Here is a 25,797-nt window from a genome sequence, read left to right as displayed (position 1 = left end):
GGCTTAAGAGACAATTTTTTTCTTGTAATATTTATACAATTGATCTGGGCCAAAACCCAATAAATTCTTCAAGTGAATTATTCCGAAGTGATATTGAAGTCTAATGGAACCATGCTCTTCATATTTTCTTGCGGAGGTTATAACGTTATGCGGCAGTACTTTAAAATTTGATATTTTGTAAAGACGCCCAATAAATTCTGTGTCCTCGTATATGATATAATTCTCGTTAAAGCCACCCAATTTTTGGAATAGGTCCTTGAGAATAAACAACGATTGATCGCCACCCCTACATAACTTGTGGTTAATTCTGCTAAACCATGCAAAGAATTGCAAGAACTTTTTGGAGGTATTAAATTTCATTCTAAAGCAACCTGAAGATATTTTGTTGCTATATGCATTTAGAATAAAAAGATCAAAGTTTTTGGGTGGAAAGGTATCGGCATGTAAAAAGTAAAGTAGCGAGCCAGTTGCGACCTTAGCCCCAGAATTCATTTGTTTGGCACGTCCTTTTTCGGAGGATATAACTATTGCACCCTTAGCTTGAGCCATGGCAATAGTATTGTCCGTACTGCCCCCATCAACCACAATAATTTCCTTAATATTCCCTGAACTGCCATTCTCTGCCAAGTGATCCAATAAAGTGCTAATGTGCTCAGATTCATTGAGGACCGGTATTATAATACTTATGTCCATGGAATTACTCAATTTCATTTAAAGCCCAATTATAGTTTAGGTAACTTATTTTGGTGTTTGATGTCAGCTTTTGGGCAGCGTATTTATTTATATAATCTACCAACGATCCTTTTTCGGTGAAGTCTTTTTTGTACCAGTTAAAAATTTCGGACAAAGAGACTTTTTCCTTGGTAAGAACATTTCTCTTTGGGTCATTGATAAAATCTACAGCCGTCTGTTCCAATAGTTTTTCAAGATTGGCAGCAGTAAATGCAGTGTTCAATAATTTGGGACAGGAATAAGAGGCACAGTTAATGGCAAAATGGATTCGGGGCTCATCCATTTTTCGTAATATTTTGTGTTCCAGATTGCCCAGAGATATTTTTTCATTTCCTACCTGTACAATATCCTTTCCCCAAGGATTTTTTATGTCCTTGATACTTTTGGTAGGATAATTATCCAAGATAAGTTTAACGGTTGCGGCATTATAAAGGTTAATGTAATAAGCAAGTCTTTCAGACTTGGGAGCTATATCGCTTGGACGGTTCTTCGCCAAATAATCCAAGTAATTTTGCAGTGCCGTTATATCCTTAGCAAAGCCTTTGTAGTTGACATTTCCAATATCGTCTACATACTTTTTTAGTAATTTATCCCAATTGGAATGATCTAATTTCAAATCAATTTCCGGAGCACAATTTTCCGTGTACCCTGCGGTAGGGGCAGCACTATGAACATTGTGCGTTAAAAATAGAATCAGCAGTAGTGATAATGTTAGGCGCATGGAATTTTATTTACTTTTAATTAGTGTGCCCAAGCACTTAAACCTTACATCAAATTGATAATTAACAGCAACCCCCGCCATTATAATGCCAAGTACTATCGCTTATATGGATTTTGGAATTACTTTTTTGCAGTGCCGATGCTGTTTTGTCACAAACTGCCAATGGCTGGTTCTGCATTAGAACATGGCCGTTTTTATCGTCAAAATATTCTTCATTACCGTAATAAATAGCTGTTTTTCCAGTAAAAATGCAAGGGCCGTCCTTGGGCATAGGGTCTTTGATGGCTGCAATTTCAATAGATTCAATAAAGATCAATTCATCTGTGGGATAATGATTAGGAGAGAGAACGCGGTAGGATTTTCGTGCTCTAATTTCTATGGTGCCAAAACCTGCATCCGTCAAAACCTTCACATAATCCTTTATTGGGATACTGCCACTTAAACAAAGGGCTCTAAGTCGATCATCGTTACGCAACGTTTCGTTCATAGGCTGTTCGCAAGTAGGGTCGCTCATAACCAATCGGCCATGGGGTTTCAATACACGGTACATCTCGGCCACTGCTTTTTTTAAATCTTCGGCCTTAAATATGTTAAACAGGCAGTTTTGAGCGGCCACATCTATACTATTGTCTGCTATGGGTAGGTTTAGTGCATCCCCTTTTACAAGGTTTATATACTCAGTTTTAAACCAAGAGTTTTCCTTTTCCGCTATCTTGAAATTTTCTCTTGAAGCTTCCAACATTTCATCAACAACATCAACTCCGGTAACCCCTCCCTTTTGCCTGGAGAAATATGAAAATTGCAACAGTTCCATTCCGCCCCCAACTCCTACATAGAGGACTTTTGGGTTGTTTACTAAGTCCTGGGCAGAAACTGTGCTTCCGCAACCATAGTTCATCTCCTGCATGATTTTAGGAATGGATAAGCCGGGAAACTGCCAGATGGGATTTGTGGTGCAGCACAGTCCAACATCAGGGGTTAATGCTGCATTCTTATATAATTCATTTGTTGCCTCTAAATAACTCATGTTTGTATGTTTAAATTTTTTTGTCGGGGTTATAATTTCCTTTTATCACTACTCACTAGTGAAACTACATTTCCCTAATTAATTCCCTAAATAACTTTATCATTTTTGGTTCGGTTTTCCCGGCGATTTCAATTATTTCGGCAATATTCACAGGCTTTAGGTTGTCCGGATTGCATTCGTCTGTTAGGACCGATACGGCCACTATTGGTAATCGTAAATGATTGGCAACAATTACTTCAGGAACTGTGCTCATTCCTACGGCATCGGCCCCAATGATTTTTAGCATTCGGTATTCCGCCTTTGTTTCCAGTTGTGGTCCTACCACTGAGGCGTAAACCCCTTTCTGGAGGGTTATATTTTCTTTTTTTGCTATTTTCTCCAAGCTTTTGCGCATAGGAACATCATATGGCTCACTCATATCCGTAAAACGATCACCGAATTGACTCACGTTTTTAAACGCTAAGGGAGACCCGCCTTGTAGGTTAATATGATCCTCTATAAGCATGATGTCACCCTTTTTGAAATTGGGATTTATGGCCCCTGCCGCGTTGGATATAAAAAGTTTTTTTATACCCAATAAGTGCATTACCCGAATAGGGTAAGTAACGTCCACTAGGTCGTAGCCTTCATAAAAATGAAACCTGCCTTGCATCACAACTACTTTTTTGCCTTCCAAAATACCGTATATCAATTTACCGGAATGGAACTCTACGGTAGCCAGAGGAAAATAGGGTATATGGTTGTAATGGGCCTCTATTGGATTTTCAATATCGTCTGCCAATTTGCCTAAACCAGTTCCCAATACTATTCCAATTTCAGGGGCTTCAAAGCCCTTTCCTATTAAATAGTCCGTAGATTCCTTTAGTAATTTACTAGTCATATAATTTCAATTTTTTAGAAAGGTGCGAAAGATTTCAATATCCTTAATGTCTTCAAAATAGTCAATGTCATTTTTAGGTGCCAACATAATGTAGTTTTCATCTTTTAAATCGTGTAAAGTGGCCTCCAACACTGTGTCCATGCCCCAATTTTTATTTTCAAAAAGAGTAGGGTTAAAGACCTTCATCCCTAGCAAATAATAACCGCCATCAATGGCAGGCCCTATTACATAATCATGATGATGTAGGGAGTTAAAAGCTTCCTTTAAATCGTTCTCAGTCAGATCGTACATGTCACTTCCAATGATAATAATTTTTTTATGGCCTGCCTCAAATCCGTCCATAAAAGCATTGGCCATGCGCTGCCCTAATTCATCGCCATATTGCACTTTTTTATCGTAAATGAAGTTGTCCCAAATATCATTTTCCCAAATATTATCGGAATAACACACCCATTTGCTAATATTTAAACCCTTCGTAAAGTTTTTGGTATGATTGAGTAAAAATTTATATATGTCCAAGGCAATTTCATCACCTACTGTTGCTGCCAATCTAGTTTTACACTTGCCAAGTTCAGGGTTACGGGTAAAAATTAATAGTAAGTCTGTGGGGTGGGTCATAGTATCTTTGAAATGTTTTGCCAATTTAAAGGGCTAGGTTTTAATGGTCGTTGTAGGTTAGTATTCATTACTATGTGTGGTGTAGAAATGGAGAATTTACGGGACTGCATTATCACGAGCATTCAACGTATGGCAAAATCCTGGCTAAAAGGAGGTATCGGCATTTAATTCTTGTGTTTGCCAGAATCGTATACCTTAGTGGCATTGGTCAACATTTTGCCCCAATGTTTGTTAAAGGCGTGTACTCTATCCGTTTCTTGTCCAATTGAATCATATACTTTATAACCCTTATTTTTCCATTCAAAAATACCTCCGTATAAATTGTAAACCTGTTTAAAACCTTTTTTTAAAAGCTTCTCTCCCACATCTTCAGATCGCACCCCAATGGAACAATAGACAATAATGGGTGTGTTTTCATCTGGAATGCTGTCGGAAACCATGTCCACATCAAATTGTTTGTCACCGACCCATACGGCATTTTTAAGATGACTTACCTCAAATTCCTCCTTTTTCCTAGTATCAAGGAGTATAAACTGGTTATTTTGCGTTAATTCCTCCACCTTTATATAAGGCACAGTGTTATTGTTGAACTTTCCAATTGCCTTATCAATAGCATTTTGGCCATAAAGACCATAAAGGCATAAGAGGCTTGTGATAAAATGGAGCAAAAATTTCATTATAAGGTGTATATCGTACAGCAAAGATAGTATATTGGCATCATAAGCATAGACGTCAATTAAGAGGCTGTAAATTAATTACAATAATCAGGGTAGTGATCCCCATTTTTAAAAATTGATTTTTTAATTTCACAACCTTGGAACTTCGCAATTCAATTTTTTATAACGTTTTTAAAATGTATAATAGGAAGTAAGATAATAATAGGTCCTAGCTTTTAATTAAACCTATTTAATAATATTGTATGCCGGAAAGAAAGAAAAAGAGTCATGACTTTAAATCCAATATGTATTCCTATTGGAAAAAATCCAGAAGATTTAGGGTTGGAATATTTGCTGATATTCATGATGCTTTATTTATTATAGCGGGGATTTTTTCTGCCGCTTTTGGTTTGGAAAGTTTTTTATTGCCCAATAGTTTTATTGATGGTGGAGCTACAGGAATTTCACTTTTGATTTCCGAAATCACATCTACGCCCTTATATATACTGATCATACTTGTTAATATTCCCTTCATATATCTTGGTTTTAAGGTGATAGGTAAGCAATTTGCCATTAAAGCCTCCCTGGCAATTCTTGGCTTGGCGATAGTATTGGCAACCGTCCACTTTCCGGAAGTGACCGAGGACAAACTTTTGGTCGCAGTTTTTGGCGGGTTCTTTCTTGGTGCCGGTATTGGTCTTTCAATTAGAGGAGGTGGCGTGTTGGATGGCACAGAGGTGCTGGCCATTTATCTGAGTAGAAAATTAAGGACCAAAATCGGGGATAATATAATAGTCATAAATGTTATAATATTCTTGGCAGCTGCCTATTTCCTTTCTTTGGAAACAGCGCTTTATTCCATGTTGACCTATTTGTCGGCTTCAAAAACTTTGGATTTTGTGGTCGATGGGATTGAAGAGTATACCGGGGTTACCATTATATCTTCACGTAGCGAAGAGATTAGACTTATGATCACGGAAAAACTGGGCAGGGGGCTTACCATTTATAAGGGTCATGGTGGTTACGGAAAAAGTGGTGTCCATAATGAGTATGACATTATTTATACTGTAATTACAAGGTTAGAAATCAGTAAATTAAACACGGAACTGGAAAAGATAGACCCCAATGCCTTTGTTGTAATGAACAGTATTAACGATACTAAAGGGGGAATGATCAAAAAAAGAGCCCTAAACCACTAAAATTTCCACTTAATTAAGAGATATGTAAGTATTGAGGTAGCAATGCTACCAATGTAACTTATGTTACCAATTATTAATCTTGGTAGGGTTAATTTTGGTTCAAATATTCTAGAAATTTCATGGAACAAACAGTAAAGAGAACTAAACGGGAGGTTGTCCAAGAGAGTTTAAATGGGGCTATAGCTTATGAAGATTATAGGCTTATGGTTGCTAATTTAGCTATAGAGGGAAAATCTACGGGATTAGTACAAAGCCAGGAACTTGGTAATTATACGGTTCTGAATGATCAACGAATGAAACGTTTGGACAAGACCATTAAGATCGACGCTGATTCAGAATTAAAAATTAAAGAGGTCGATCAAAAAATTACTTGGTTGGTACTTACGGAAAGTTGGTGTGGCGATGCCGCCCAAACCATACCAGTTATGAATAAAATAGCAAGTCTAAATAAGAATATTTCCTTAAGACTTGTATTGCGCGATGAAAATTTGGAATTGATGGAGCAGTTTTTGTCCAATGGTGCTATGGCCATCCCAAAATTGATTTCTATTGATAAAGTTACTGGTAGAATTATTGGTGAATGGGGTTCCCGGCCAAGTATAGTTTCCAAAATGGTTCAGGACTACAAAAAAAAGCATGGAACTTTGTCTCCAGAATTCAAACAAAATCTACAGATTTGGTATAATAAGGACAAGGGTCAAAATACGGTGAGCGACTTATTATCGTTGCTTTTCCTGGAATAAATAGGTAATAGTACCCATTTGTTCTACTTTTTCGCCAGCATTAAATTTCGATTTTAGGGCATATTCTATGGCGTTGTCTACCAAGCAACCATTGAGGGTACTGGAGCTCTTTTTGTTTACATCGGCCTCTATAACCTTTCCTAGGGGGTCAACTTTAATATTAATGACCACCTTACCGCCTTCAATACAAGTGTAAATGGGTATAGGAAGGCTGGTATGCCTTCTATCCACCAAAGAATAGGAAATTGAGGTCCTTCTTTTGGCCAAATTGTTGGTCATAACTTCTTTGCTCGCTTCTTTTTCCCCTAAAAGCTCTTGCTTTTCCCTTCTTCTTTTGGCCAGGTCCTTTACTCTAGTTGCGTATTCGGAGTCGGAACTTAGATAGAGCGTTGGGTCATCACTATCTGAGGACAACTCTTGTTCCTCCATTATTTCCTCGAGAGTTTTAAGTGGCTCTGGGTTGCCAAAACTAGGTTTGTTGGCTTCGTTATAGGCCATATGACTTTTAACAGGTTCGGACTTGGCCATTTCCTCCATGTCCTTTATTTCTTCCTCTAATTCCTTAACAAGGTCTTCCTCTTCCTCCAGCAAACTTAATTCAATAACATACTCCTCTTTTTCCTTTTGTCCCAAGTGGATGTTGTACAAACTCAGTACAACCAAGGACATGGAAAAGAAAGTTATTAAAAAAGAAAGTTGTTTCCGACTCAAATTCATAGTGATATAACCACGTTTTATCAAAAATATTTCAAATTATCGACGAACGGTTAGGTTACCACCTTAATTTTCGAAGTTTATTTAACTGTCGATTTGCAGTAATTTACCAAATTCCTCGGGGGTCATGGCTTTATTTACGTTGTAATCACCTATTTTGGTTCTTTTCAGGGAGGATAAATGGGCACCAGATCGGAGGGCTTTCCCAAAATCATTCGCCAAAGACCTAATATAAGTACCCTTACTACACACCACTCTAAAATGAACCTTTGGCAATTCTATCTGCGTTATTTCAAATTCGGTAATAGTTACCGCTCTTTTTTTAATTTCCACCTCTTTACCCTCCCGTGCGTATTCATACAGTCTTTTCCCGTCTTTTTTTAGCGCCGAGAACACTGGTGGAACTTGTTCAATATCTCCGATAAATTGTGCGGTGGTGGTGTAGATCATCTCGTCCGTAATGTGATCTATAGGGAAGTTTTCGTTTATTTCCGTTTCCAGATCAAAGGATGGGGTTGTTCCACCCAAAGTAATGGTTCCGGTATATTCTTTTTCCTGACCTTGGAGTTCGTTTATAGTTTTGGTAAATTTTCCAGTGCAGATAAGCAATAAGCCGGTGGCTAACGGATCAAGAGTTCCGGCGTGGCCTATCTTAATTTTTTTTAACTCAAATTTCTTTCTAATATTCCATTTTAAGGAATTCACTGCCTGAAAAGACGTCCAACCCAAAGGTTTGTTTATCAGTAACACCTGTCCTTCCAAAAAGTCTTCCTTAGTCATTATATTACGGTTAGTGGCCAAATAAAATAATGAATTACAATGATGGCAATTCCGACTACGATCCTGTAGTAACCAAAAATTTTAAAACCATGTTTGCTTAAATATCCAATAAAGGTTTTTATGGCGAATAAGGCCACTACAAATCCAACAATATTGCCTATAATCAATAAATTTATTTGGTCCGAAGTAAGGGTGAAACCTGAGTTGTAATAGTCGTAGCTCTTTTTCAGGGTAGCTCCCAACATGGTGGGCACGGCCAAGAAAAATGAAAATTCGGCTGCCGCGGTCCTAGATAGCTTTTGGGTCATACCTCCAACAATACTGGCACCACTTCTAGATACCCCTGGAATCATCGCCAGACACTGGAAAAGTCCAATTTTAAAGGCGGTACCGTATGAAATATCCGTATTGTCCGAATTTCCAAATAAATCGTCAACCCTTAATAGGATTATTCCACCTATCACCAAAGAAAAAGCTACTACAAGTGGGCTTTCTAACAGCGAATCTATAACATCACTTAAAAGCAGGCCAAAAACAACGGCTGGAATAAATGCAATCAGGAGTTTAAAATAAAAATCAATTGTTTGGAAAAATCGTTTGAAATACAGCACCACGACCGAAAGTATAGTTCCCAATTGTATTACGATGGTGAATAACTTGGTAAAATCTTCCTGGGCAATTCCAAAAAAGGAAGATACAATAATCATGTGTCCTGTTGAAGAAACCGGTAAATATTCGGTTATGCCTTCAATAATGGCAAGAATAATAGCCTCTAATATGTCCAAATTTATTTCTTCTTATGCGGATTCAACAGAATGGCGTAGACTTCTATCCCAAGACCTAACAATACCAATGTAGGTGCTAAGCGTATTCTTCTGAAATTATAAATCTCGGGGTTAAATACGTTGGGGTCTTCACTTCCTCCACCGCTCATAAGGATAAAACCTAAGGATATGAGGGCCAGTCCAATAAACATAAACAGGTAGTTCCTTTTCTGAAAGATAAATTCCTGTCTAGGCTTTTGCTGTTGATTGTTATTTTGTTTTTTACTCATGCCGCAAATTTAATAATATAAATCGTCTGTCCTAAGATTTAAGAAACGTTGTGTTGCAAAAAAAGTACTTATGTATGAAATCAGGACCCCTAATCCAAAAACACTTGCAAAAAGAAATACCAAAATTGTAGGGTCTTGAAAAAGGTTTAGCTCGGGGAAATTAATGTTTACATAGTATACAACAAAGCCCAAGGCAATTAAGGCTAATAGAGCCCCTAGAACGCCCAACTTTATATTGGTCCAAATAAATGGCCTCCGGATAAATGTTTTGGTAGCTCCTACCATCTGCATGGTCTTTATGATAAAACGTTTAGAGTAAATAGAAAGACGGATGGAGCTATTTATCAATAATACAGCGATAAATGTAAAAATTCCACTAGCCACTAAAATCCAAAAACTTAGTTTCTTTACATTATCGTTTAACAGCGTAATCAAAGGTTTGTCGTAGCTTACTTCTTCTATATAGTCCTTGGTGGCAATTTCTTCTGCGATTTCAGCAATTTTCTCTGTGGAAACATAATCTGCCTTTAGTTGTACATCAATGGAATTTTTAAGGGGGTTGTACCCTAAGAAATCCAAAAAATTCTCACCTATCTCTACACTGTGCTGTTCAGCAGCCTGTTCTTTGGAAACATAGGTGGCCTTTTTGGTATATTTGGCCATGGCCAGACTTTTTTGCAATTGATCTACTTCTACCTCTTTGGCATTGTCCTTAAGAAAAACGGATATGGTAATCTGCTCCTTAAAATGATCGGCCAACTTTTTTGTGTTCAATACCAAAAGCCCCAAAATCCCCAATAAAAAAAGTACTAGTCCAATACTTAGGACTACGGAAAAATAGGAGGAAATCAGTTTTCTTTTTTGAAAACGTTCAAATGATGTGCTCATAATACAAAATCAATATGTAAAAATAGGAAAGTAAATTGAATTAAAAGTAATAGAGACATTATTCGGTCTTAATTTAAGGTTATCAAAAAGTTATGCAGTGTTATTAGTAGAACTTTAGGTTTGTTTTCCAGAAAAAATCGTCTTTTGAGTGCCAAAACACCATTTGGGATTATAGTGTAAAGTATATTTTATAAAAGTACGAGTATTAAACACAGGTATAGGAAGATTGAAGTACACTGGGAGAGTATGATACATTGGATTATGGATTTAAATTATGGCTATATGGTCCCTTGAATGTTGTTTTTATCCTTGGGCAGGTAAGTAGATAATATCTTTTCGCTTTCACAGATTAAACTTATTTTTGCCCTGCATTGGAAAATAAGGGGTGTGCTGTAGGTGCACTGGATTTAAATACAACAGATTAGGATGACTTACGATTTCAGGAAGATAGAAGAAAAGTGGCAGAAATTTTGGGCGGAAAACCAAACTTTTAAGGCGGAAAATGATTCCCAAAAGGAAAAATTTTATGTTTTGGATATGTTTCCCTATCCTTCCGGTGCCGGTTTGCACGTGGGGCATCCGTTAGGGTATATTGCAAGTGATATTTATGCACGTTATAAAAGACACAAAGGATTTAACGTACTGCATCCAATGGGGTACGACTCTTTTGGACTTCCTGCTGAACAGTACGCAATTCAAACAGGACAACATCCTGCGATAACAACCGAGACTAACATCAGTAGATATCGGGAGCAATTGGATAAAATTGGATTTTCTTTCGATTGGAGTAGAGAGGTGCGTACCTCTGATCCCAACTATTATAAATGGACCCAATGGATTTTTATCCAACTCTTTAATTCCTGGTACAATAAGGAGGCCGATAAGGCAGAAGATATTTCAAATCTGATTGCCACTTTTGAAAAAGAAGGCAATCTAAATATCAATGCGGTATGTGATGAGGAAGTGGTGGAATTCTCTGCAACCGAATGGAAAGCTTTTTCCCCAAAAGAACAGCAAGAGATTTTATTACAATATAGATTGACATATTTGGCGGAAACTGAAGTCAATTGGTGTCCAGCCTTAGGGACCGTTTTAGCCAACGACGAGATAGTTAACGGGGTTTCGGAGCGTGGTGGATACCCTGTGATCCGTAAGAAAATGACCCAATGGAGTATGCGCATTTCTGCCTATGCGCAGCGATTGCTGGATGATTTGACAACGGTAGATTGGCCGCAACCATTAAAGGATTCCCAGACCAACTGGATTGGAAGGTCCGAGGGTGCTGAGGTAACATTTAAGGTGAACGGGCATGAAGAGGTCATTGATGTTTTTACCACCCGTCCAGATACCATTTTTGGAGTGAGTTTTATGACTTTGGCCCCAGAGCATGAATTAGTTGCCAAAATAACCTCCCCTGAACAGAAGGCGGGGGTAGCCGCATATATTGAGGCCACGGCTAAACGCAGTGAGCGCGACCGTATGGCAGACGTAAAGACCATTACTGGGGCATTTACTGGTGCGTATGCAGAACATCCATTTAGTAAGGAGCCTATTCCTATTTGGATAGGGGACTATGTTTTGGCAGGCTACGGTACCGGGGCGGTAATGTCCGTTCCCTGTGGCGATCAACGCGATTATGACTATGCAAATCATTTTAATATTCCTATTCCCAATATTTTTGAGGGTGTGGATATTTCTGAAGAGGCCTTTGCCGATAAGGAAAAGACGGTTATTGCCAATTCAGATTTTTTAAATGGACTTCCATATAAAAAAGCAGTGAAACGTGTCATTTTTGAATTGGAACAATTAGGTCAAGGGGAAGGAAAAATAAACTATAGGTTACGCGATGCAGTTTTTAGTCGCCAACGCTATTGGGGAGAACCTTTTCCAGTCTACTATGTAGACGGAATGCCACAAATGATCGATCAGGAACATCTACCCATTGTACTTCCAGAGGTGGAGAAATACCTGCCTACGGAAACTGGTGAACCGCCTTTGGGCAATGCCACGGTTTGGGCTTGGGACGTAAAGAAGTCGAAAGTTGTCAGTAATCAGTTAATAGATCATAAAACCATATTTCCATTGGAGTTGAATACCATGCCAGGTTGGGCAGGGAGTTCGTACTACTTCAACCGTTATATGGACCCTAATAATACAGAGGAAGTGTATTCACAGAAAGCCATCAGTTATTGGCAGGACGTGGACCTTTATATTGGTGGTAGCGAGCATGCCACTGGACACTTGCTGTACTCCCGTTTTTGGCAAAAGTTTTTGTTCGACAAAGGTTTGGTTCCCAAGCCCGAGTTTGCCAAAAAATTGATCAACCAAGGGATGATTACGGGAACCAGTGCGTTCATTTATAGAATTGAAGGCGAAAACACCTTGGTTTCAAAAAATTTAATAGGGGATAGATCTGTACAACCTCTTCATGTAGATGTGGCCTTGGTAAACCCATCTGATGAATTGGATTTGAATAAATTCAAGGAAAATCCTCTTTATTCAGATTTTAAGGATTCCGATTTTCTTTTGGAGGATGGAAAGTATATTGTAGGTCGCGAGGTAGAAAAAATGTCCAAATCCAAGTACAATGTGGTAAGTCCGGATAGTATTTGCGAGGAGTATGGCGCGGATTCCCTTCGTTTGTACGAGATGTTTCTGGGTCCATTGGAGCAGTCCAAGCCTTGGAATACGGCAGGAATCAGTGGGGTCTATAGTTTCTTAAAAAAAATGTGGCGTTTATACCACAGAGGGGCGGAAGGTGCTTTTATGGTTACAGATACCGAACCAACAGCAGATAATTTAAAGACCCTGCATAAGACAATCAAGAAAGTGGAGGAGGACATAGAGAATTTCTCCTTTAATACCTCGGTTGCTACCTTTATGATCTGTGTTAACGAGTTGGCGACACAAAAATGTAGTAGCAAGGAAATATTGGAACCTTTGGTTGTATTGGTTTCGTCCTATGCCCCCCATATTGCGGAGGAGCTTTGGTCTAAAATGGGACATAACACCTCTATTGCAACTGCCCCCTTTCCTAAATTTGAAGGCAAGTATTTGGTGGAGAGCAGCAAGGAATATCCAATTTCGTTCAACGGAAAAATGCGTTTTAAAATAGAGTTGCCGGTAGATCTTTCCAAAGAGGAAATTGAAGCTGCCGTCATGGCCCATGTTAAGACCCATGAGCAATTGCAGGGACGTACCCCTAAAAAGGTAATTATAGTTCCGGGGAAGATCGTTAACATTGTAGGTTAAAAATAGCAATGGGCAAGTCTGACTTTTTTACCTAATTGTAATTGTATTTGGGGCTGCTAAATTGACTGGGTCAATCTAAATAGTTGTTGGAACAAAGAATTAAAATTTAGTATACGGTGTTATGGAAAACATAGAGATCATGGGCTTGGTGGCAGCCGTACTTACTACCTCTTCATTGGTTCCACAGGTACATAAAACCTGGAGCAATAGGTCTACCAAGGATATTTCATTGACCATGTATTTGGCTATGTTTTTAGGAGTGGTTCTGTGGTTGGTCTACGGAATTTATCATGAAAGTGTGCCCATGATTTTGGCCAATTTTATAACGGCAGTGTTAATTTTCATTATGATCGTACTTAAGTTAAAGTATAAGTAGGAAGGGACAAATTGTCAGATAAATATCCTTTTATACTGTCCTAGTTAAGTATGGATAATTTGGCGAGCTTTTTGCTGTATTTAGTGAGGATTGAATAAAGGATCTTTAGTATATTCGATAAATTTTAAAAATGAAATAGTTATGATGATGTATTATATATTACTGGGTGCAATTGCTTTGGTAAGTTGGTTGGTAAGTAATAAGCTTAAAAGTAAATTTAAGTTCTATTCCAAAGTGTATTTGCGCAATGGCATGAGTGGTGCGGAGATTGCAGAGAAAATGTTGGCCGATCATGGAATTAGGGATGTAAAGGTTATTTCCACTCCAGGAATGCTAACCGATCATTACAATCCGGTAAACAAAACTGTAAATTTAAGTGAAGGTGTCTATAGCCAAAGAAATGCTTCGGCGGCTGCGGTTGCGGCCCACGAATGTGGACATGCCGTGCAGCATGCTACGGCTTATGAATGGTTGACCTTGCGTTCCAAATTGGTACCTGTAGTAAGTGTTACTTCTGGAATGTCCATGTGGGTAGTTTTTGGCGGAATTATGCTAGGAGCGGCAGCAGGAGTAGGCCTAGGATATTGGGTAGCTGTAGCAGGTCTAATAATGATGGGTCTTGCTACCTTGTTTAGCTTTATCACTTTACCTGTGGAATATGATGCCAGTAATAGAGCCTTGGCTTGGTTAAAGAATAAGAATATGGTAACCCCGGAAGAATATAAAGGTTCTGAGGATGCTTTAAAATGGGCGGCTAGAACGTATTTGGTAGCAGCAATTGGTTCATTGGCAACCTTAGTCTACTGGGCTATGCAAGTCTTGGGAGGTAGAGATTAAAATTAAAAGTATTTAGCCAAAAAGGACATCTTTGGATGTCCTTTTTTTATATAGTGATTTGACGGTCTATCTGTTGGTCCAAGGAAATAAAGGTTTCGGTTCTGGATACCCCTTCTATCTGTTGTATGTCCCTATTAAGTACGTGCATAAGATGTTCGTTGTCCCTACAAAGTACTTTTATAAGAATGGACCAGTTTCCTGTAGTATAGTGGCATTCCAATACTTCTGGAATTTTTTCAAGTTCCTTCACGGCCAAAGGATTGCTCATGGCCTTATCCAAATAGATGCCAATATAGGCCATGGTGGTATATCCCAATACTTTGGGATTAATAATAAATTTAGACCCAGCAATTAAACCAGAAGCTTCCAATTTGCGTAACCGCTGATGAATGGCAGCACCTGAAATCCCAATTTTCCGGGCAATTTCCAGAACAGGCTTTCTGGCATCCGACATTAAAAATCTTAGGATCTTTTTGTCGATACCGTCAATTTTAACGTTTTCGTTATTGGATTTCATGATTAATACTTCAATTATAATATAAAGATACCAAAATGGTTTTAAACCTTAACTAGCAACGGAATCCGGATTATAGCCTAAGTAGGGTACTTTATATTCTTTAAAGTGTATACCAAAGCTTTTCAATTCCTTTAAAATGGGTTCATATACCTCGCGTCTAATAGGTAGCTGTACCCCAGGGTTGGTTATTTGTTTGTTTAGGATGAGTAAGGTGGCCATAGCCACCGGTAATCCAACAGTCTTGGCCATCGCAGTGTATGTCCTGTCTTCCCCAGTGACCACCATGTTGGAATCTATCTGTTCTTTTTTGCCATTAAGTTCGTATCCAAATTTATGGTACATGACGATCATATCCTTGTCCGTCTCGGCCAAGGTCCAGCTATCTTCCAAGATTCTTTGCAAAATTTGTGCAGGGGTAGCATTTTTTAATTCAATTTTTCTTTTGGAATCAAAGAGGTGGAGTTCCATTAATTTTTCCCACATAATATCATCCTGATCAATTTTTAGGTAATGCCGCATTTTTAGTTCTACCGTGTTGGTCGGGGAATATGGTAGAAAAAGGTTTACAAATTGACGGTAAGACATCCCTTCGGAATTCTCGATGGTATAACTATCATCGGTCATGCCCAATTGTACAAACATATTCCAAGCCTTGGAAAAACCTACCCTTCGCATTGTTCCACGGTATAAAGTAAGCACATTTTGTAGTCCATAGACTTCCCTGTATTTTAAGGAATCCCTATTGGCGTATACTTCAAATTTCCCGTAGCCTTCAACATCCAAAAATTCGGTTCTTCTAAAAAGTTTGTGGTAGGGGATGTATTTGTAAGTTCCTTCTTGTATAAATTTGGCTACACCACCTTGTCCGGCCACAACAACATTTCTTGGGTTCCAGGTAAATTTATAGTTCCATAGGTTATTGTCGCTTTCAGGGGCTACCAAACCGCCGGTGAAAGATTCGAATAGAATCATTTTGCCGCCTTGGTTCCTGATGTTGTCTATTACCTGCATGGCACTCATATGATCTATCCCTGGATCCAATCCAATTTCGTTCATGAAAACAAGGCCTTTTTCTTTTGCCTGTTGGTCCAATGCCATTATTTCATCACTAATATAGGAGGCAGTAACAAAATGTTTCCCATGTTGTATACAGTCCACGGCAACCTTGATGTGAAAATGGGCGGGGAGCATGGAGATGACTATATCGGATTCTTTGATCACCTTACTTCTGGCCACATCATTAAAAATGTCTAATTTTAAGGCAGTACATGCCGGATGTAATTTTATTTTGTCAGGTAGGATATCGGTATTTAAGTCACAAATAGTAAGTTGTATATTTTCCTCTTCTGCTTTTTGCAGTAAATAATCCAATAAATAAGATGTAGATTTCCCTGTGCCTACAACAAGTATTTTTCGCCGCATTGCTTTTTTACTTTTCTATTTAACGGATACTAAGGTATCAAATTGTTATATTTGTAAGGAATAAGCGCTAATAAGTTATGAACAAAACAATTTTTGGAACTGGAATATTTTTCGGTTTAACGGCAGTCCTTTTAGATGCTTTTGGGGCGCACGGCCTGGAAAAAATATTGGATGCCAAGGCTATCGGTACATTTGAAACAGGAGTAAAATATCAGATGTACCATGCTTTGTTCCTAATGATCTTGGGAGGTTTTAACTTATTGGCCGAGGAGCGAAAAAAGCTCGTTTATTATTTTATTGTTGCCGGTGTGATATGTTTTTCCTTTTCAATTTATCTTTTGGCAACCAATGAACTATCAAGTTTTGATTTTAGGAAAATAGCCTTAATCACGCCCATTGGCGGTGTTCTTCTGGTTACGGGCTGGTTACTTTTAGGTATTAGGATCTTTAATCAAAATCAATCAAATTAAAACTAACAAGCTCTTAGAGCCTTTATATATTTCTAATAAAACTCAACTATTATGAATTCATCAACCCCATCAACGCAATCGATTTCGTTAAAAGCGTATGGTATTTCGACAAAAAAAATCCACTATCAATTATCACCTTCCAAACTACATGAAATTACTGTAGAAAAGGGTATGGGTGTAACCTCTTCCACCGGGGCGTTGGCCATAAATACAGGTGAATTTACGGGTAGGTCACCTATGGATAGGTTTATAGTTAAGGATGACATCACGGCCGATAAAATATGGTGGGGAAATGTGAATATACCTTTTGAAAGCGAAAAGTTCGATGCCCTTTATAAAAAGGTGATAGAATATCTTAATGAAAAGGAGCTTTATGTAAGGGATTGTTTTGCATGTGCCGATGACGAGTATAAAATGAATATCAGGGTTATTAATGAATACCCCTGGTCCAATATGTTTGCCTATAACATGTTTTTAAGGCCTACTGAAGAGGAGTTGGTTGGTTTTGATCCAGAATGGACGGTGATCAATGCGCCAGGTTTTATGGCCAAGGCGGAAGAGGATGGAACCAGGCAGCACAATTTTGCCATATTAAATTTCACCCGAAAGATAGCCCTGATTGGGGGTACCGGATATACTGGGGAAATTAAAAAAGGCATATTTTCAGCATTGAATTTTATTCTTCCGGTATATGAAAAATGTCTTCCCATGCATTGTTCTGCCAATGTGGGCGATGATGGGGACACTGCCATCTTTTTTGGTCTTTCCGGAACTGGGAAGACCACTTTGTCAGCGGACCCACATAGAAAACTGATTGGGGACGATGAACATGGTTGGACAAAGGAAAATACGGTGTTTAATTTTGAAGGAGGATGCTACGCCAAGGTCATTAATCTCTCGGAAGAAAATGAGCCCGAAATTTATGGGGCCATAAAGAAAGGTGCACTTTTGGAAAATGTGGTCCTGGATACCAATGGTGTGGTCGACTTTGAAAATACTTCCATTACCCAAAATACTAGAGTGAGTTATCCGATTTATAATATAGACAATATTCAGGAGCCATCTATTGGAAAGAACCCAAAGAATATTTTCTTTCTTACAGCCGATGCCTTTGGAGTATTACCCCCAATTTCCAAATTGACCCCTAGTCAGGCTGCCTATCATTTTATTTCGGGTTATACGGCCAAGGTGGCTGGTACAGAGGCAGGGGTAGTTGAGCCCGTACCTAGTTTCTCGGCCTGTTTTGGAGCGCCCTTTATGCCATTGCATCCCACAAAATACGCTGAAATGCTCAGTAAAAAAATGTTGGATGCGGGGGTAAACGTCTGGTTGGTAAACACAGGATGGACAGGTGGTCCTTATGGGGTGGGTACCAGAATGAAATTAAAATATACCCGTGCCATGATCCATGCGGCCCTTAGTGGAGAATTGGGATTGTACAGTTATGACAAATACCATATCCATTCTGTTTTTGGGGTGGCACAACCCAGGGAGTGCCCAGGAGTCCCTACAAGCGTGCTTAGTCCACGGGCCACTTGGAACAATGACGAGGCTTACTATAAGACCGCGTTTAAATTAACCAATGCCTTCCGTGAAAATTTTAAGAAATTTGAAGCCTATGCCAATGAGGAAATTAGGCGGGGCGGACCACAACGATACGCTTTTTAAAAGAAAAACCCCGAGGCTTGCCTCGGGGTTTTTTATGTTAATCTATCCACTTAATTAATTTTAAGAGACATAGTGGAAAATCTACTTATTTCTTATTTACCGTGGTTATGTATCTCTGAAGTGCCATGGTCATGGAAGGAGTTTCGGGGGTAGGAGCCTGAATATCTATTCTAAGTCCCGCTTGCGTAGCTGCATTCACTGTAGAATTCCCGAAAACCGCTATTCTAGTATCGTTTTGTTTAAAATCAGGAAAGTTCTTTAAAAGTGATTCTATCCCAGACGGACTAAAAAATACCAAAACGTCATAGTATACGTCCCTTAAATCTGAAAGATCACTTATAACCGTTTTGTAGAATATTCCCCTGGTCCAATTTATTCCAAGACTATTCAATGTTTCCGGAACAATGGGTTTAAGAACATCTGACGACGGCAATAAAAACTTTTCGTCCTTGTATTTTTTGAACAAAGCATTTAAATCCGGAAAATTCATTTTCCCGACGTAAATTTTACGCTTCCTGTAGACCACATATTTTTGTAGGTAGTAAGCTACCGCTTCTGACTGACAAAAATATTTCATTGAATCAGGTACTTTAAACCTCATTTCTTCCGCTATCCTGAAAAAATGATCAACTGCATTTCTACTGGTTAAAATAATTGCAGTAAAATTGTTAAGATCAATTTTTTGCTGTCGGACCATTTTGGCATCAACACCTTCCACGTGGATAAAAGGCCTAAAATCTACCTTTATTTTCTCCTTATCAATAAGCTTGGAATAGGGGGAGTTTTCCATCTTTGGTTCTGGCTGTGAAACCAAAATAGTTTTAACTTTCATAGGCTTCGGTCTATTAGATAGTTACCAACTATAATAATTGGTGCTATTTCAAGAGCGCAAAGGTACAAAATAAAATACACAAAATTACTGGCAAGGAAATTTTGATGATTTCTCAATGTTGTTATCCAACCAATGGCGTTTATAATAAATACTAACAAAATACTTATGAAAATTACTGTTTTGGATTCTTGTAAAACATAATTTAATATAAGGTTGGCAAATAACATTACAATACCACTGTAGTTAAGGTAGGCAAGTTTTTTAAAAACAATTTCAGAAATGATCTTGTTGGCATTAAAGATAAAACCATTGCCAAATTGTAAAAGCATTTTTATGACCAAAAATAAAAATAGCGATGTGAAAATAATTAAATAGACTCCAAATTGGTGTTCTTCAGGAAATTGGAAAAATATTTTATTTATAAAATAGATGAAAAGTGAAAAATTAAGTAATTGGAAAATACTGAAAAAAATACTGAACCAATTAAAGAGCTTGTCCTTCTTTTGGTAAAGGAAAATATACTTATTGTTGAATGGCAGGATTATATAATTTAGAAATCGAGTATAATATGTGGTTTTGGCGAGTACCATAAAAAAGATACTGGAGAATAGGATAATTGTTATCCAATCTTCAACGTACTGATTTCTTAAAATAGCTTCCATTTGTCCTGCCTATTGTTTATTTCCCGAGATATTCTCAATATTATTCGCGGCTCAAGTTATCCATTAAACCAACAATTTTTTATTCAACTATGGAAAGTTGTAATAACGTTTTCTCCATTCCATTTAGTGTTAACCAGCGCTAATTTTATCTTGTATGTTTAATGCGGGTTACTTTGTTGTTTATAAGGATGATTCGGAAATCTAGTCCAAACCTAAGCTTTTTTAGGACTAAATCCATGGAAAAAATACAAGAAGCCAAATAGGGCGGTATTTATCCTTCCTTAGAGTACATGCAGTAAATAAGATTTATTTTTCTTTTCCTTTTAAAAGAAGGTATAGCACTCCCTAAAGTTCTTTTTTGTCAAGTAACTTTAGGTTTTTTTTGAAGTATGGTCAGTAGGATATATCTACTTATTTAAAATCGATATCAATGAAAATATCTCGTTGTCGAGCAGAAAAGATAACTTTCCAAGAATATTAAATCTTTAAAAAAATCATAAAACCTCCATGTTTTTTCGCTACAGTTTTTAAAATACTATTTTTGCTAAAATTGCAATACCTAGATGGCGGATAGCTTAGTCATTATTCCTACCTTCAATGAAATTGAAAACATTGAACTCATTATTCATTCCGTCTTTGCTTTGGAGCAGGATTTTCATGTACTGGTGGTAGATGATAATTCTCCGGACGGCACTTCCAATGCCGTAAGAAATTTGCAGGGACAATATTTAGATCGCTTGTTTTTAGAAGTAAGACAGGATAAATTTGGATTGGGAACAGCCTATATTCATGGGTTTAAATGGGCAATAGAAAGAAAATATGAATATATTTTTGAGATGGATGCCGATTTTTCGCACGCCCCTTCAGACCTTATAAAACTGCGCCAAGCTTGTGTTGATGGGGCAGATGTGGCTGTGGGGTCCCGATACAAGAAGGGTATTAATGTTGTAAATTGGCCCTTACACCGGATATTGTTGTCTTATGCGGCTTCGTTCTATGTTAAATTAATAACAGGAATGAAGGTTCATGACCCTACTGCAGGGTTTGTTTGTTATAAGAGAAAGGTTTTGGAAACGATCAATTTGGATTCCATTAAATTTATTGGATATGCATTTCAAATAGAAATGAAGTTTAGGGCCCATTTAAAAAAGTATAATATTGAAGAGGTGCCTATTATTTTTACCGATAGAATAAGGGGTAAGTCAAAGATGAGTGCTTCCATTATAAATGAGGCCATTTTTGGGGTGATTCAGATGAAAGTGAGCAGTTTATTTCATAAAAATAAGTTTTAGAATGGGAAGGATATTATTGAAAAACGCTACAATTGTTAATGACAATAAAGTGTTCCCTAGTGATATATTGCTGGAAGATGATATTATTGTTAAAATAGAGGCAAATGTTTCTGCGGATACAGCCACAAAGGTTATCGATGTGGACGGGAAATACGTAATTCCCGGGGTCATAGATGATCAAGTACATTTTAGGGAACCAGGTCTAACCCACAAGGGTACCATTGGTACGGAGAGCCGGGCAGCGGTTGCTGGCGGAATAACTTCCTTTATGGAACAGCCTAATACCAATCCCCAAACCACTACGATTGAAGCCTTGGAGTCCAAGTTTGAAATGGCAAGAAACTCTGCCTTTGCCAATTATTCCTTTTTATTTGGGGGTACCAATGATAATTTGGAAGAGATAAAAAAATTGGATAAGAATGCCTGCTCCGGAGTTAAACTCTTTTTAGGATCCTCCACAGGAAACATGTTGGTAGATAATGAGGAGGTAATCGAAAAGATATTTAGGAATACCGAGATGGTAATTTCTGCACATTGTGAGGACGAGGCTACTATAAAGGCGAATTTTGCTACATACAAGGCTCAATTTGGTGATGATATTCCCATTAAATACCATCCTTTGATCAGGAGTGCCGAAGCCTGTTATCTTTCTTCTTCGAGAGCCATAGCCTTGGCAAAAAAAACAGGGGCCAGATTTCATGTTTTTCATGTTTCTACAGGAAAGGAAACAGAGCTTTTTAGAAATGATATCCCTCTTGAGGATAAAAAGATTACTGCCGAAGTCTGTATACATCATCTTTGGTTTTCGGATGAGGATTACGACACCAAGGGAACTTTAATAAAATGGAATCCTGCGGTAAAAACTGCAGTGGATAGGGATCAGCTCTGGGAAGCCCTATTGGATGACCGTATAGATGTGATTGCTACTGACCATGCTCCACATACTTTGGAGGAAAAGAACAATGTCTACACTTCAGCGCCATCGGGAGGTCCTTTGGTTCAACATGCCTTGCCTGCAATGCTGGAATACTATCATTCAGGAAGGATAGGCTTGGAGAAAATTGTTCAGAAAATGTGCCACAACCCAGCCAAATTGTTCCAAGTAAAAAATCGTGGATTTATAAAGGAAGGTTATTATGCGGATTTAGTGGTGTTGGATCTTAAGGATTCCTGGACGGTGACCAAGGAAAATATCGCGTATAAATGCGGGTGGTCTCCATTCGAAGGAAACTCGTTTAAGTCTAAGATTACCCATACTTTTGTAAATGGTCATTTGGCTTATGAGAATGGCAATTTTTCGGAAGAGAGAAAGGCCATGAGGTTAACTTTTAATAGATAGCAATGGTAAAATATATAGTTCCCATTTTTCTAGGTTTGTTGTTTTCCTGTAATGAAAAGGTGGTAGAAAAACCGGAAAATCTTATTCCGGAGGATAAAATGGCCACCATATTATACGACATATCCCTATTAAATGCAGGTAAGATAATTAACGAAAGCATTTTAAATGAATATGAGATTGAACCTATGGAGTATATTTATTCCAAATATGGGATCGATAGCGTGCAATTTGTAGGGAGTGATACCTATTATGCCTCTATACCCACTGTATATGAGTCTATTTATACCAAAGTAAAGGATAAATTGGAGGAGGATGAGAAGTTTTTTGAGGAGGAAAGGCAGCAGAAACAGGATTCCCTAATGGAGGCCAAAGAGAAATTGAATCCAAATCTGAAAAAAAAGCAGGTTAATTCTAAGGATTCCGTTCAATAAACTTTTGGCAGGACATTTCAATGGTTCCATCCAGTTCTTCAAAGGAATACCCCAATTGTTTTTGGATTTTGCTGTTATCGAATTTTTGGTTTTTTCTTAAAGAAGAAACTGAAATCTGGGTAAGTTTTCTTCCGCTATTCCAAAAGATATTTCTAAGCCAATCCAGTCGCCATAGGATTTCCAATTCCCAAAATTTAAGCTCCCTGTTGGGACTAGGTTTACCAAAAGCCTGTGTAACTTTATAAAGAATTTCTTTATATGAAAGTTGATCTGCCACCACGATAAATTTTTCATTGGTTATGGAAGACTCCATTAATTGGGTCATTATTTTTACCACATCACTTACGGTAACAAAACCTGTTCCTCCCGGCGGATAGTATTTACGTGCTTTAAAAGCCGTTTTAAACAAAATTCCGGTCCCAGTATTCCAAAAACCAGGGCCCAAAATTACGCCAGGATTTATTATTACAACCGGAAGGCCTTCTTGCGCTCCTCTCCAAACTTCCAGCTCGGCATCCATCTTTGTTAAGGCATAGACATTGCTCTGTTGGGAATTCCATTCGGTTTCCTCCGTAGCCTCTTGGTTGCCCACAGTTCTCCCAATAGCGCCTATGGAACTTATGTGACACAATTTTTTTACACCATTGGCAATACAAAGATTCACAATATTTTTTGTGCCTTCAATATTTACGGTACGCAAAAGTTCATAATCATTGGGGTCAAAAGAAATTAAGGCCGCACAATGATAAACTTGGGTAACGTTTTCAAAAGCGATTTCCAGCGCTGGAAGGTCGTTAAGGTCTGCCTCTATCCATGAGATTTTTTGAAAAAGTTCTTGGGATTTGTCGGTGTAATAACCGAAAACTTCTTCCACTTCCTTTAGGTTGCTCTTTTTCCTATGAATGGCTTTGACCGGGACATCTTTTTGCAATAAGTGCAAAAGAAGGTGTGCTCCTACCAAACCAGTACCGCCTGTGACTAAAATCATGGCGCAAATTTACTCATTTGACTTCAATTTATTCCGTTTTCATCAGGACTTAAGCAACCTATTTATTTTATATTTGCAGCTATTATTGAATTAGAATATTTAAGGCATGACTATAAACTTTGTAGAAGAATTAACTTGGAGAGGAATGTTGCACGATGCAATGCCCGGTACTGAAGAACATTTGTTAAGTGGAATGCAATCCTCCTATGTGGGAATAGATCCAACAGCAGATTCGCTTCATATAGGTCATTTGGTAGGTGTTATGATGCTACGCCATTTTCAATTGGCTGGGCATAAACCTTATGCATTGATAGGCGGGGCAACGGGGATGATCGGTGATCCTTCAGGAAAATCTACGGAGCGCAATTTATTGGATGAGGCCACTTTGGCTCATAATCAGGCTGCTATAAAAGCACAACTTTCCCGTTTTTTGGATTTTAACAGTGGAAAGGACAATAGTGCCATCTTAGTGAATAACTATGATTGGATGAAGGATTTCTCCTTTCTGGAATTCATACGTGATGTTGGGAAACACATTACGGTAAATTATATGATGGCCAAGGATTCCGTTAAAAAACGTTTGTCGGCCGAAGCCAAAGAAGGTATGTCCTTTACGGAATTCACCTATCAATTGGTGCAGGGATATGATTTTTTGCACCTTTTTAGAGAGTATAACTGTACCCTTCAAATGGGTGGTAGCGATCAATGGGGAAATATAACTACGGGTACAGAACTAATTCGTAGAATAGGTGGCGGAAAGGGATTTGCCCTTACCTGTCCTTTGATTACAAAGGCCGATGGCACCAAATTTGGGAAATCTGAAGGGGGCAATATATGGTTGGATTCGGAAAGAACATCGCCCTATAAATTTTATCAATATTGGCTTAATACCTCCGATGAGGATGCTGAAAAATATATCAAAATCTTTACTTTCTTACCGAAACAGGAAATAGAAAATTTGGTAAAAACACATCAAGAAGCTCCACATTTAAGGGTTCTTCAAAAGCGTTTAGCCGATGAGGTCACGGTAATGGTGCACTCACAGGAAGATTTGGACAACGCTATAAAGGCCAGTGATATTCTATTTGGAAAATCGACCTCCGAGGACCTGAAAAAACTGAATGAAAAGACATTTTTGGATGTTTTTGAGGGTGTGCCACAGGCTGAGGTTTCCAAGGAAGACATTGAAAATGGCCTGGATATGATTGCGGCCTTGGCTGCAAAAACCGGCTTTTTAGGGTCTAATGGGGAAGCTAGACGCGAATTGAAACAAAATTCCATTTCCGTAAATAAGGAAAAGGTCAAGGAAGATTATATTATTACCACTGAAGATCTTATCAACAATAAGTTTGTTTTGTTACAGCGCGGGAAAAAGAATTATTTTGTGTTAGTGATTCAATAAATACCAGGATTCATAGATGCCCCGAAACCAGATTTCGGGGTTTTTTCTTCTCCTCTTTTCTTAGAAGAAGTCAGGACTGCTTTTTTGCAGTTCTGGTTGCAGTAAAATTCAATCCGGAAATCTTTTCACGATGGTTTTTGGCACTAATGCCCATATCATCCCATAACTATCCTACGGTGGGATGCGCCTAGGCTTACTTCGTGGATAGTAAGTTTCAGGCCATTTTTAATACCAAATTCTATTTTTATTAGTCAGGATAAAAGAGTTAACATTTTAGCCGATTGCATTAAGTGCTGT

The 25,797-nt window shown here is 38.2% G+C and carries 27 protein-coding genes; 11 read left to right on the top strand and 16 right to left on the bottom strand.

Translation table 11 applies throughout. The annotated features are described in order from the left end of the window. Positions 1-3: 3 nt before the first annotated feature. The 6 genes from H4O18_RS00505 to H4O18_RS00480 form a co-directional block, all read right to left on the bottom strand. The gene (locus H4O18_RS00505) at positions 4-711 is read right to left on the bottom strand and encodes a TIGR04283 family arsenosugar biosynthesis glycosyltransferase (RefSeq protein ID WP_187581148.1); all 708 of its coding nucleotides are present in this window, start codon (positions 709-711) and stop codon (positions 4-6) included. Then, positions 698-1,453 (bottom strand): DUF547 domain-containing protein, encoded by a 756-nt coding sequence (locus H4O18_RS00500; RefSeq protein ID WP_187581147.1) that lies wholly within the window; start codon positions 1,451-1,453, stop codon positions 698-700. The genes H4O18_RS00505 and H4O18_RS00500 overlap by 14 nt, the downstream gene beginning before the upstream one ends. A 61-nt stretch (positions 1,454-1,514) precedes the next feature. Further along, positions 1,515-2,480 (bottom strand): arsenosugar biosynthesis arsenite methyltransferase ArsM, encoded by a 966-nt coding sequence (gene arsM / locus H4O18_RS00495; protein WP_187581146.1) that lies wholly within the window; start codon positions 2,478-2,480, stop codon positions 1,515-1,517. Positions 2,481-2,544: 64 nt separating this feature from the next. Continuing rightward, positions 2,545-3,360, bottom strand: a complete 816-nt coding sequence (locus H4O18_RS00490; protein WP_187581145.1) for a purine-nucleoside phosphorylase — start codon at positions 3,358-3,360, stop codon at positions 2,545-2,547. Between the two features lie 6 nt (positions 3,361-3,366). Further along, positions 3,367-4,002: a TIGR04282 family arsenosugar biosynthesis glycosyltransferase gene (locus tag H4O18_RS00485; RefSeq protein WP_343065392.1), complete on the bottom strand. Its 636-nt coding sequence runs from the start codon at positions 4,000-4,002 to the stop codon at positions 3,367-3,369. Between the two features lie 140 nt (positions 4,003-4,142). Then, positions 4,143-4,655 (bottom strand): rhodanese-like domain-containing protein, encoded by a 513-nt coding sequence (locus tag H4O18_RS00480; RefSeq protein ID WP_187581143.1) that lies wholly within the window; start codon positions 4,653-4,655, stop codon positions 4,143-4,145. A gap of 242 nt (positions 4,656-4,897) precedes the next feature. On the opposite strand from H4O18_RS00480, the gene H4O18_RS00475 reads away from it, so the two are divergent. Together H4O18_RS00475 and H4O18_RS00470 are read left to right on the top strand one after the other, a co-directional pair. Further along, positions 4,898-5,833, top strand: a complete 936-nt coding sequence (locus H4O18_RS00475) for a YitT family protein (RefSeq protein WP_187581142.1) — start codon at positions 4,898-4,900, stop codon at positions 5,831-5,833. Between the two features lie 119 nt (positions 5,834-5,952). Continuing rightward, positions 5,953-6,576, top strand: coding sequence for a thioredoxin family protein (locus H4O18_RS00470; protein ID WP_187581141.1), 624 nt, complete (start codon positions 5,953-5,955; stop codon positions 6,574-6,576). On the opposite strand, the gene H4O18_RS00465 is transcribed toward H4O18_RS00470, so the two are convergent. The 5 genes from H4O18_RS00465 to H4O18_RS00445 form a co-directional block, all read right to left on the bottom strand. Further along, positions 6,553-7,293, bottom strand: a complete 741-nt coding sequence (locus tag H4O18_RS00465) for an energy transducer TonB (RefSeq protein WP_187581140.1) — start codon at positions 7,291-7,293, stop codon at positions 6,553-6,555. The genes H4O18_RS00470 and H4O18_RS00465 overlap by 24 nt on opposite strands. Before the next feature lie 81 nt (positions 7,294-7,374). Then, positions 7,375-8,070, bottom strand: coding sequence for a tRNA pseudouridine(55) synthase TruB (gene truB, locus H4O18_RS00460; protein ID WP_187581139.1), 696 nt, complete (start codon positions 8,068-8,070; stop codon positions 7,375-7,377). Next, positions 8,070-8,855: an undecaprenyl-diphosphate phosphatase gene (locus H4O18_RS00455; protein ID WP_187581138.1), complete on the bottom strand. Its 786-nt coding sequence runs from the start codon at positions 8,853-8,855 to the stop codon at positions 8,070-8,072. The genes truB and H4O18_RS00455 overlap by 1 nt, the downstream gene beginning before the upstream one ends. A gap of 2 nt (positions 8,856-8,857) precedes the next feature. Then, the gene (locus H4O18_RS00450) at positions 8,858-9,124 is read right to left on the bottom strand and encodes a DUF3098 domain-containing protein (RefSeq protein WP_187581137.1); all 267 of its coding nucleotides are present in this window, start codon (positions 9,122-9,124) and stop codon (positions 8,858-8,860) included. A gap of 9 nt (positions 9,125-9,133) precedes the next feature. Continuing rightward, a complete protein-coding gene (locus H4O18_RS00445; RefSeq protein ID WP_187581136.1) occupies positions 9,134-10,012 on the bottom strand; it encodes a cell division protein FtsX in 879 nt (292 codons plus the stop codon). 426 nt (positions 10,013-10,438) lie between these two features. On the opposite strand from H4O18_RS00445, the gene leuS reads away from it, so the two are divergent. From leuS to H4O18_RS00430, 3 genes are all read left to right on the top strand, one after another. Beyond that, a complete protein-coding gene (gene leuS, locus H4O18_RS00440) occupies positions 10,439-13,264 on the top strand; it encodes a leucine--tRNA ligase (protein WP_187581135.1) in 2,826 nt (941 codons plus the stop codon). Positions 13,265-13,385: 121 nt separating this feature from the next. Further along, complete coding sequence (locus tag H4O18_RS00435; protein ID WP_187581134.1) at positions 13,386-13,640, top strand: SemiSWEET family sugar transporter; 255 nt, start codon at positions 13,386-13,388, stop codon at positions 13,638-13,640. A gap of 141 nt (positions 13,641-13,781) precedes the next feature. After that, positions 13,782-14,477 carry a zinc metallopeptidase gene (locus H4O18_RS00430; protein ID WP_187581133.1) on the top strand — a complete coding sequence of 232 codons (696 nt, stop codon included), beginning with the start codon at positions 13,782-13,784 and terminating at the stop codon, positions 14,475-14,477. Positions 14,478-14,523: 46 nt separating this feature from the next. Here H4O18_RS00430 and H4O18_RS00425 read toward each other — a convergent pair whose 3' ends face one another. Together H4O18_RS00425 and H4O18_RS00420 are read right to left on the bottom strand one after the other, a co-directional pair. Next, the gene (locus H4O18_RS00425; RefSeq protein ID WP_187581132.1) at positions 14,524-14,994 is read right to left on the bottom strand and encodes an Lrp/AsnC ligand binding domain-containing protein; all 471 of its coding nucleotides are present in this window, start codon (positions 14,992-14,994) and stop codon (positions 14,524-14,526) included. Between the two features lie 48 nt (positions 14,995-15,042). Next, a complete protein-coding gene (locus tag H4O18_RS00420) occupies positions 15,043-16,416 on the bottom strand; it encodes a saccharopine dehydrogenase family protein (protein WP_187581131.1) in 1,374 nt (457 codons plus the stop codon). A 77-nt stretch (positions 16,417-16,493) separates the two neighbouring features. On the opposite strand from H4O18_RS00420, the gene H4O18_RS00415 reads away from it, so the two are divergent. Continuing rightward, entirely contained in the window at positions 16,494-16,886 is a 393-nt protein-coding gene (locus H4O18_RS00415) for a DUF423 domain-containing protein (RefSeq protein WP_187581130.1), read from the top strand. A 51-nt stretch (positions 16,887-16,937) separates the two neighbouring features. Continuing rightward, the gene (gene pckA / locus H4O18_RS00410) at positions 16,938-18,554 is read left to right on the top strand and encodes a phosphoenolpyruvate carboxykinase (ATP) (protein WP_187581129.1); all 1,617 of its coding nucleotides are present in this window, start codon (positions 16,938-16,940) and stop codon (positions 18,552-18,554) included. A gap of 85 nt (positions 18,555-18,639) precedes the next feature. Here pckA and H4O18_RS00405 read toward each other — a convergent pair whose 3' ends face one another. Beyond that, a complete protein-coding gene (locus H4O18_RS00405; protein ID WP_187581128.1) occupies positions 18,640-19,386 on the bottom strand; it encodes a uroporphyrinogen-III synthase in 747 nt (248 codons plus the stop codon). Continuing rightward, the gene (locus H4O18_RS00400) at positions 19,383-20,048 is read right to left on the bottom strand and encodes a DUF4271 domain-containing protein (protein WP_187581127.1); all 666 of its coding nucleotides are present in this window, start codon (positions 20,046-20,048) and stop codon (positions 19,383-19,385) included. The genes H4O18_RS00405 and H4O18_RS00400 overlap by 4 nt, the downstream gene beginning before the upstream one ends. Positions 20,049-20,611: 563 nt before the next feature. Between H4O18_RS00400 and H4O18_RS00395 the strand changes: the two genes are divergently transcribed. The 3 genes from H4O18_RS00395 to H4O18_RS00385 are packed head-to-tail and all read left to right on the top strand — an operon-like array spanning position 20,612 to position 23,110. Continuing rightward, positions 20,612-21,340, top strand: a complete 729-nt coding sequence (locus H4O18_RS00395) for a polyprenol monophosphomannose synthase (RefSeq protein ID WP_187581126.1) — start codon at positions 20,612-20,614, stop codon at positions 21,338-21,340. A gap of 1 nt (position 21,341) precedes the next feature. Next, entirely contained in the window at positions 21,342-22,679 is a 1,338-nt protein-coding gene (locus H4O18_RS00390; RefSeq protein WP_187581125.1) for a dihydroorotase, read from the top strand. Between the two features lie 2 nt (positions 22,680-22,681). Beyond that, positions 22,682-23,110, top strand: a complete 429-nt coding sequence (locus H4O18_RS00385; RefSeq protein WP_187581124.1) for a DUF4296 domain-containing protein — start codon at positions 22,682-22,684, stop codon at positions 23,108-23,110. Here the strand turns inward: H4O18_RS00385 and H4O18_RS00380 are convergent. Next, positions 23,091-24,098, bottom strand: a complete 1,008-nt coding sequence (locus tag H4O18_RS00380; RefSeq protein ID WP_187581123.1) for an NAD-dependent epimerase/dehydratase family protein — start codon at positions 24,096-24,098, stop codon at positions 23,091-23,093. The genes H4O18_RS00385 and H4O18_RS00380 overlap by 20 nt on opposite strands. A gap of 106 nt (positions 24,099-24,204) precedes the next feature. Here H4O18_RS00380 and tyrS point away from each other — a divergent pair, with 106 nt between their 5' ends. Beyond that, positions 24,205-25,500 carry a tyrosine--tRNA ligase gene (tyrS, locus tag H4O18_RS00375; RefSeq protein WP_187581122.1) on the top strand — a complete coding sequence of 432 codons (1,296 nt, stop codon included), beginning with the start codon at positions 24,205-24,207 and terminating at the stop codon, positions 25,498-25,500. The last annotated feature ends 297 nt before the right edge of the window (positions 25,501-25,797 follow it).

This window comes from Arenibacter arenosicollis, assembly GCF_014397245.1.
Taxonomy (GTDB): domain Bacteria; phylum Bacteroidota; class Bacteroidia; order Flavobacteriales; family Flavobacteriaceae; genus Arenibacter; species Arenibacter arenosicollis.
Note: the sequence above shows the minus strand (reverse complement) of the source record. Positions and strands in the feature narration are given on the sequence as shown.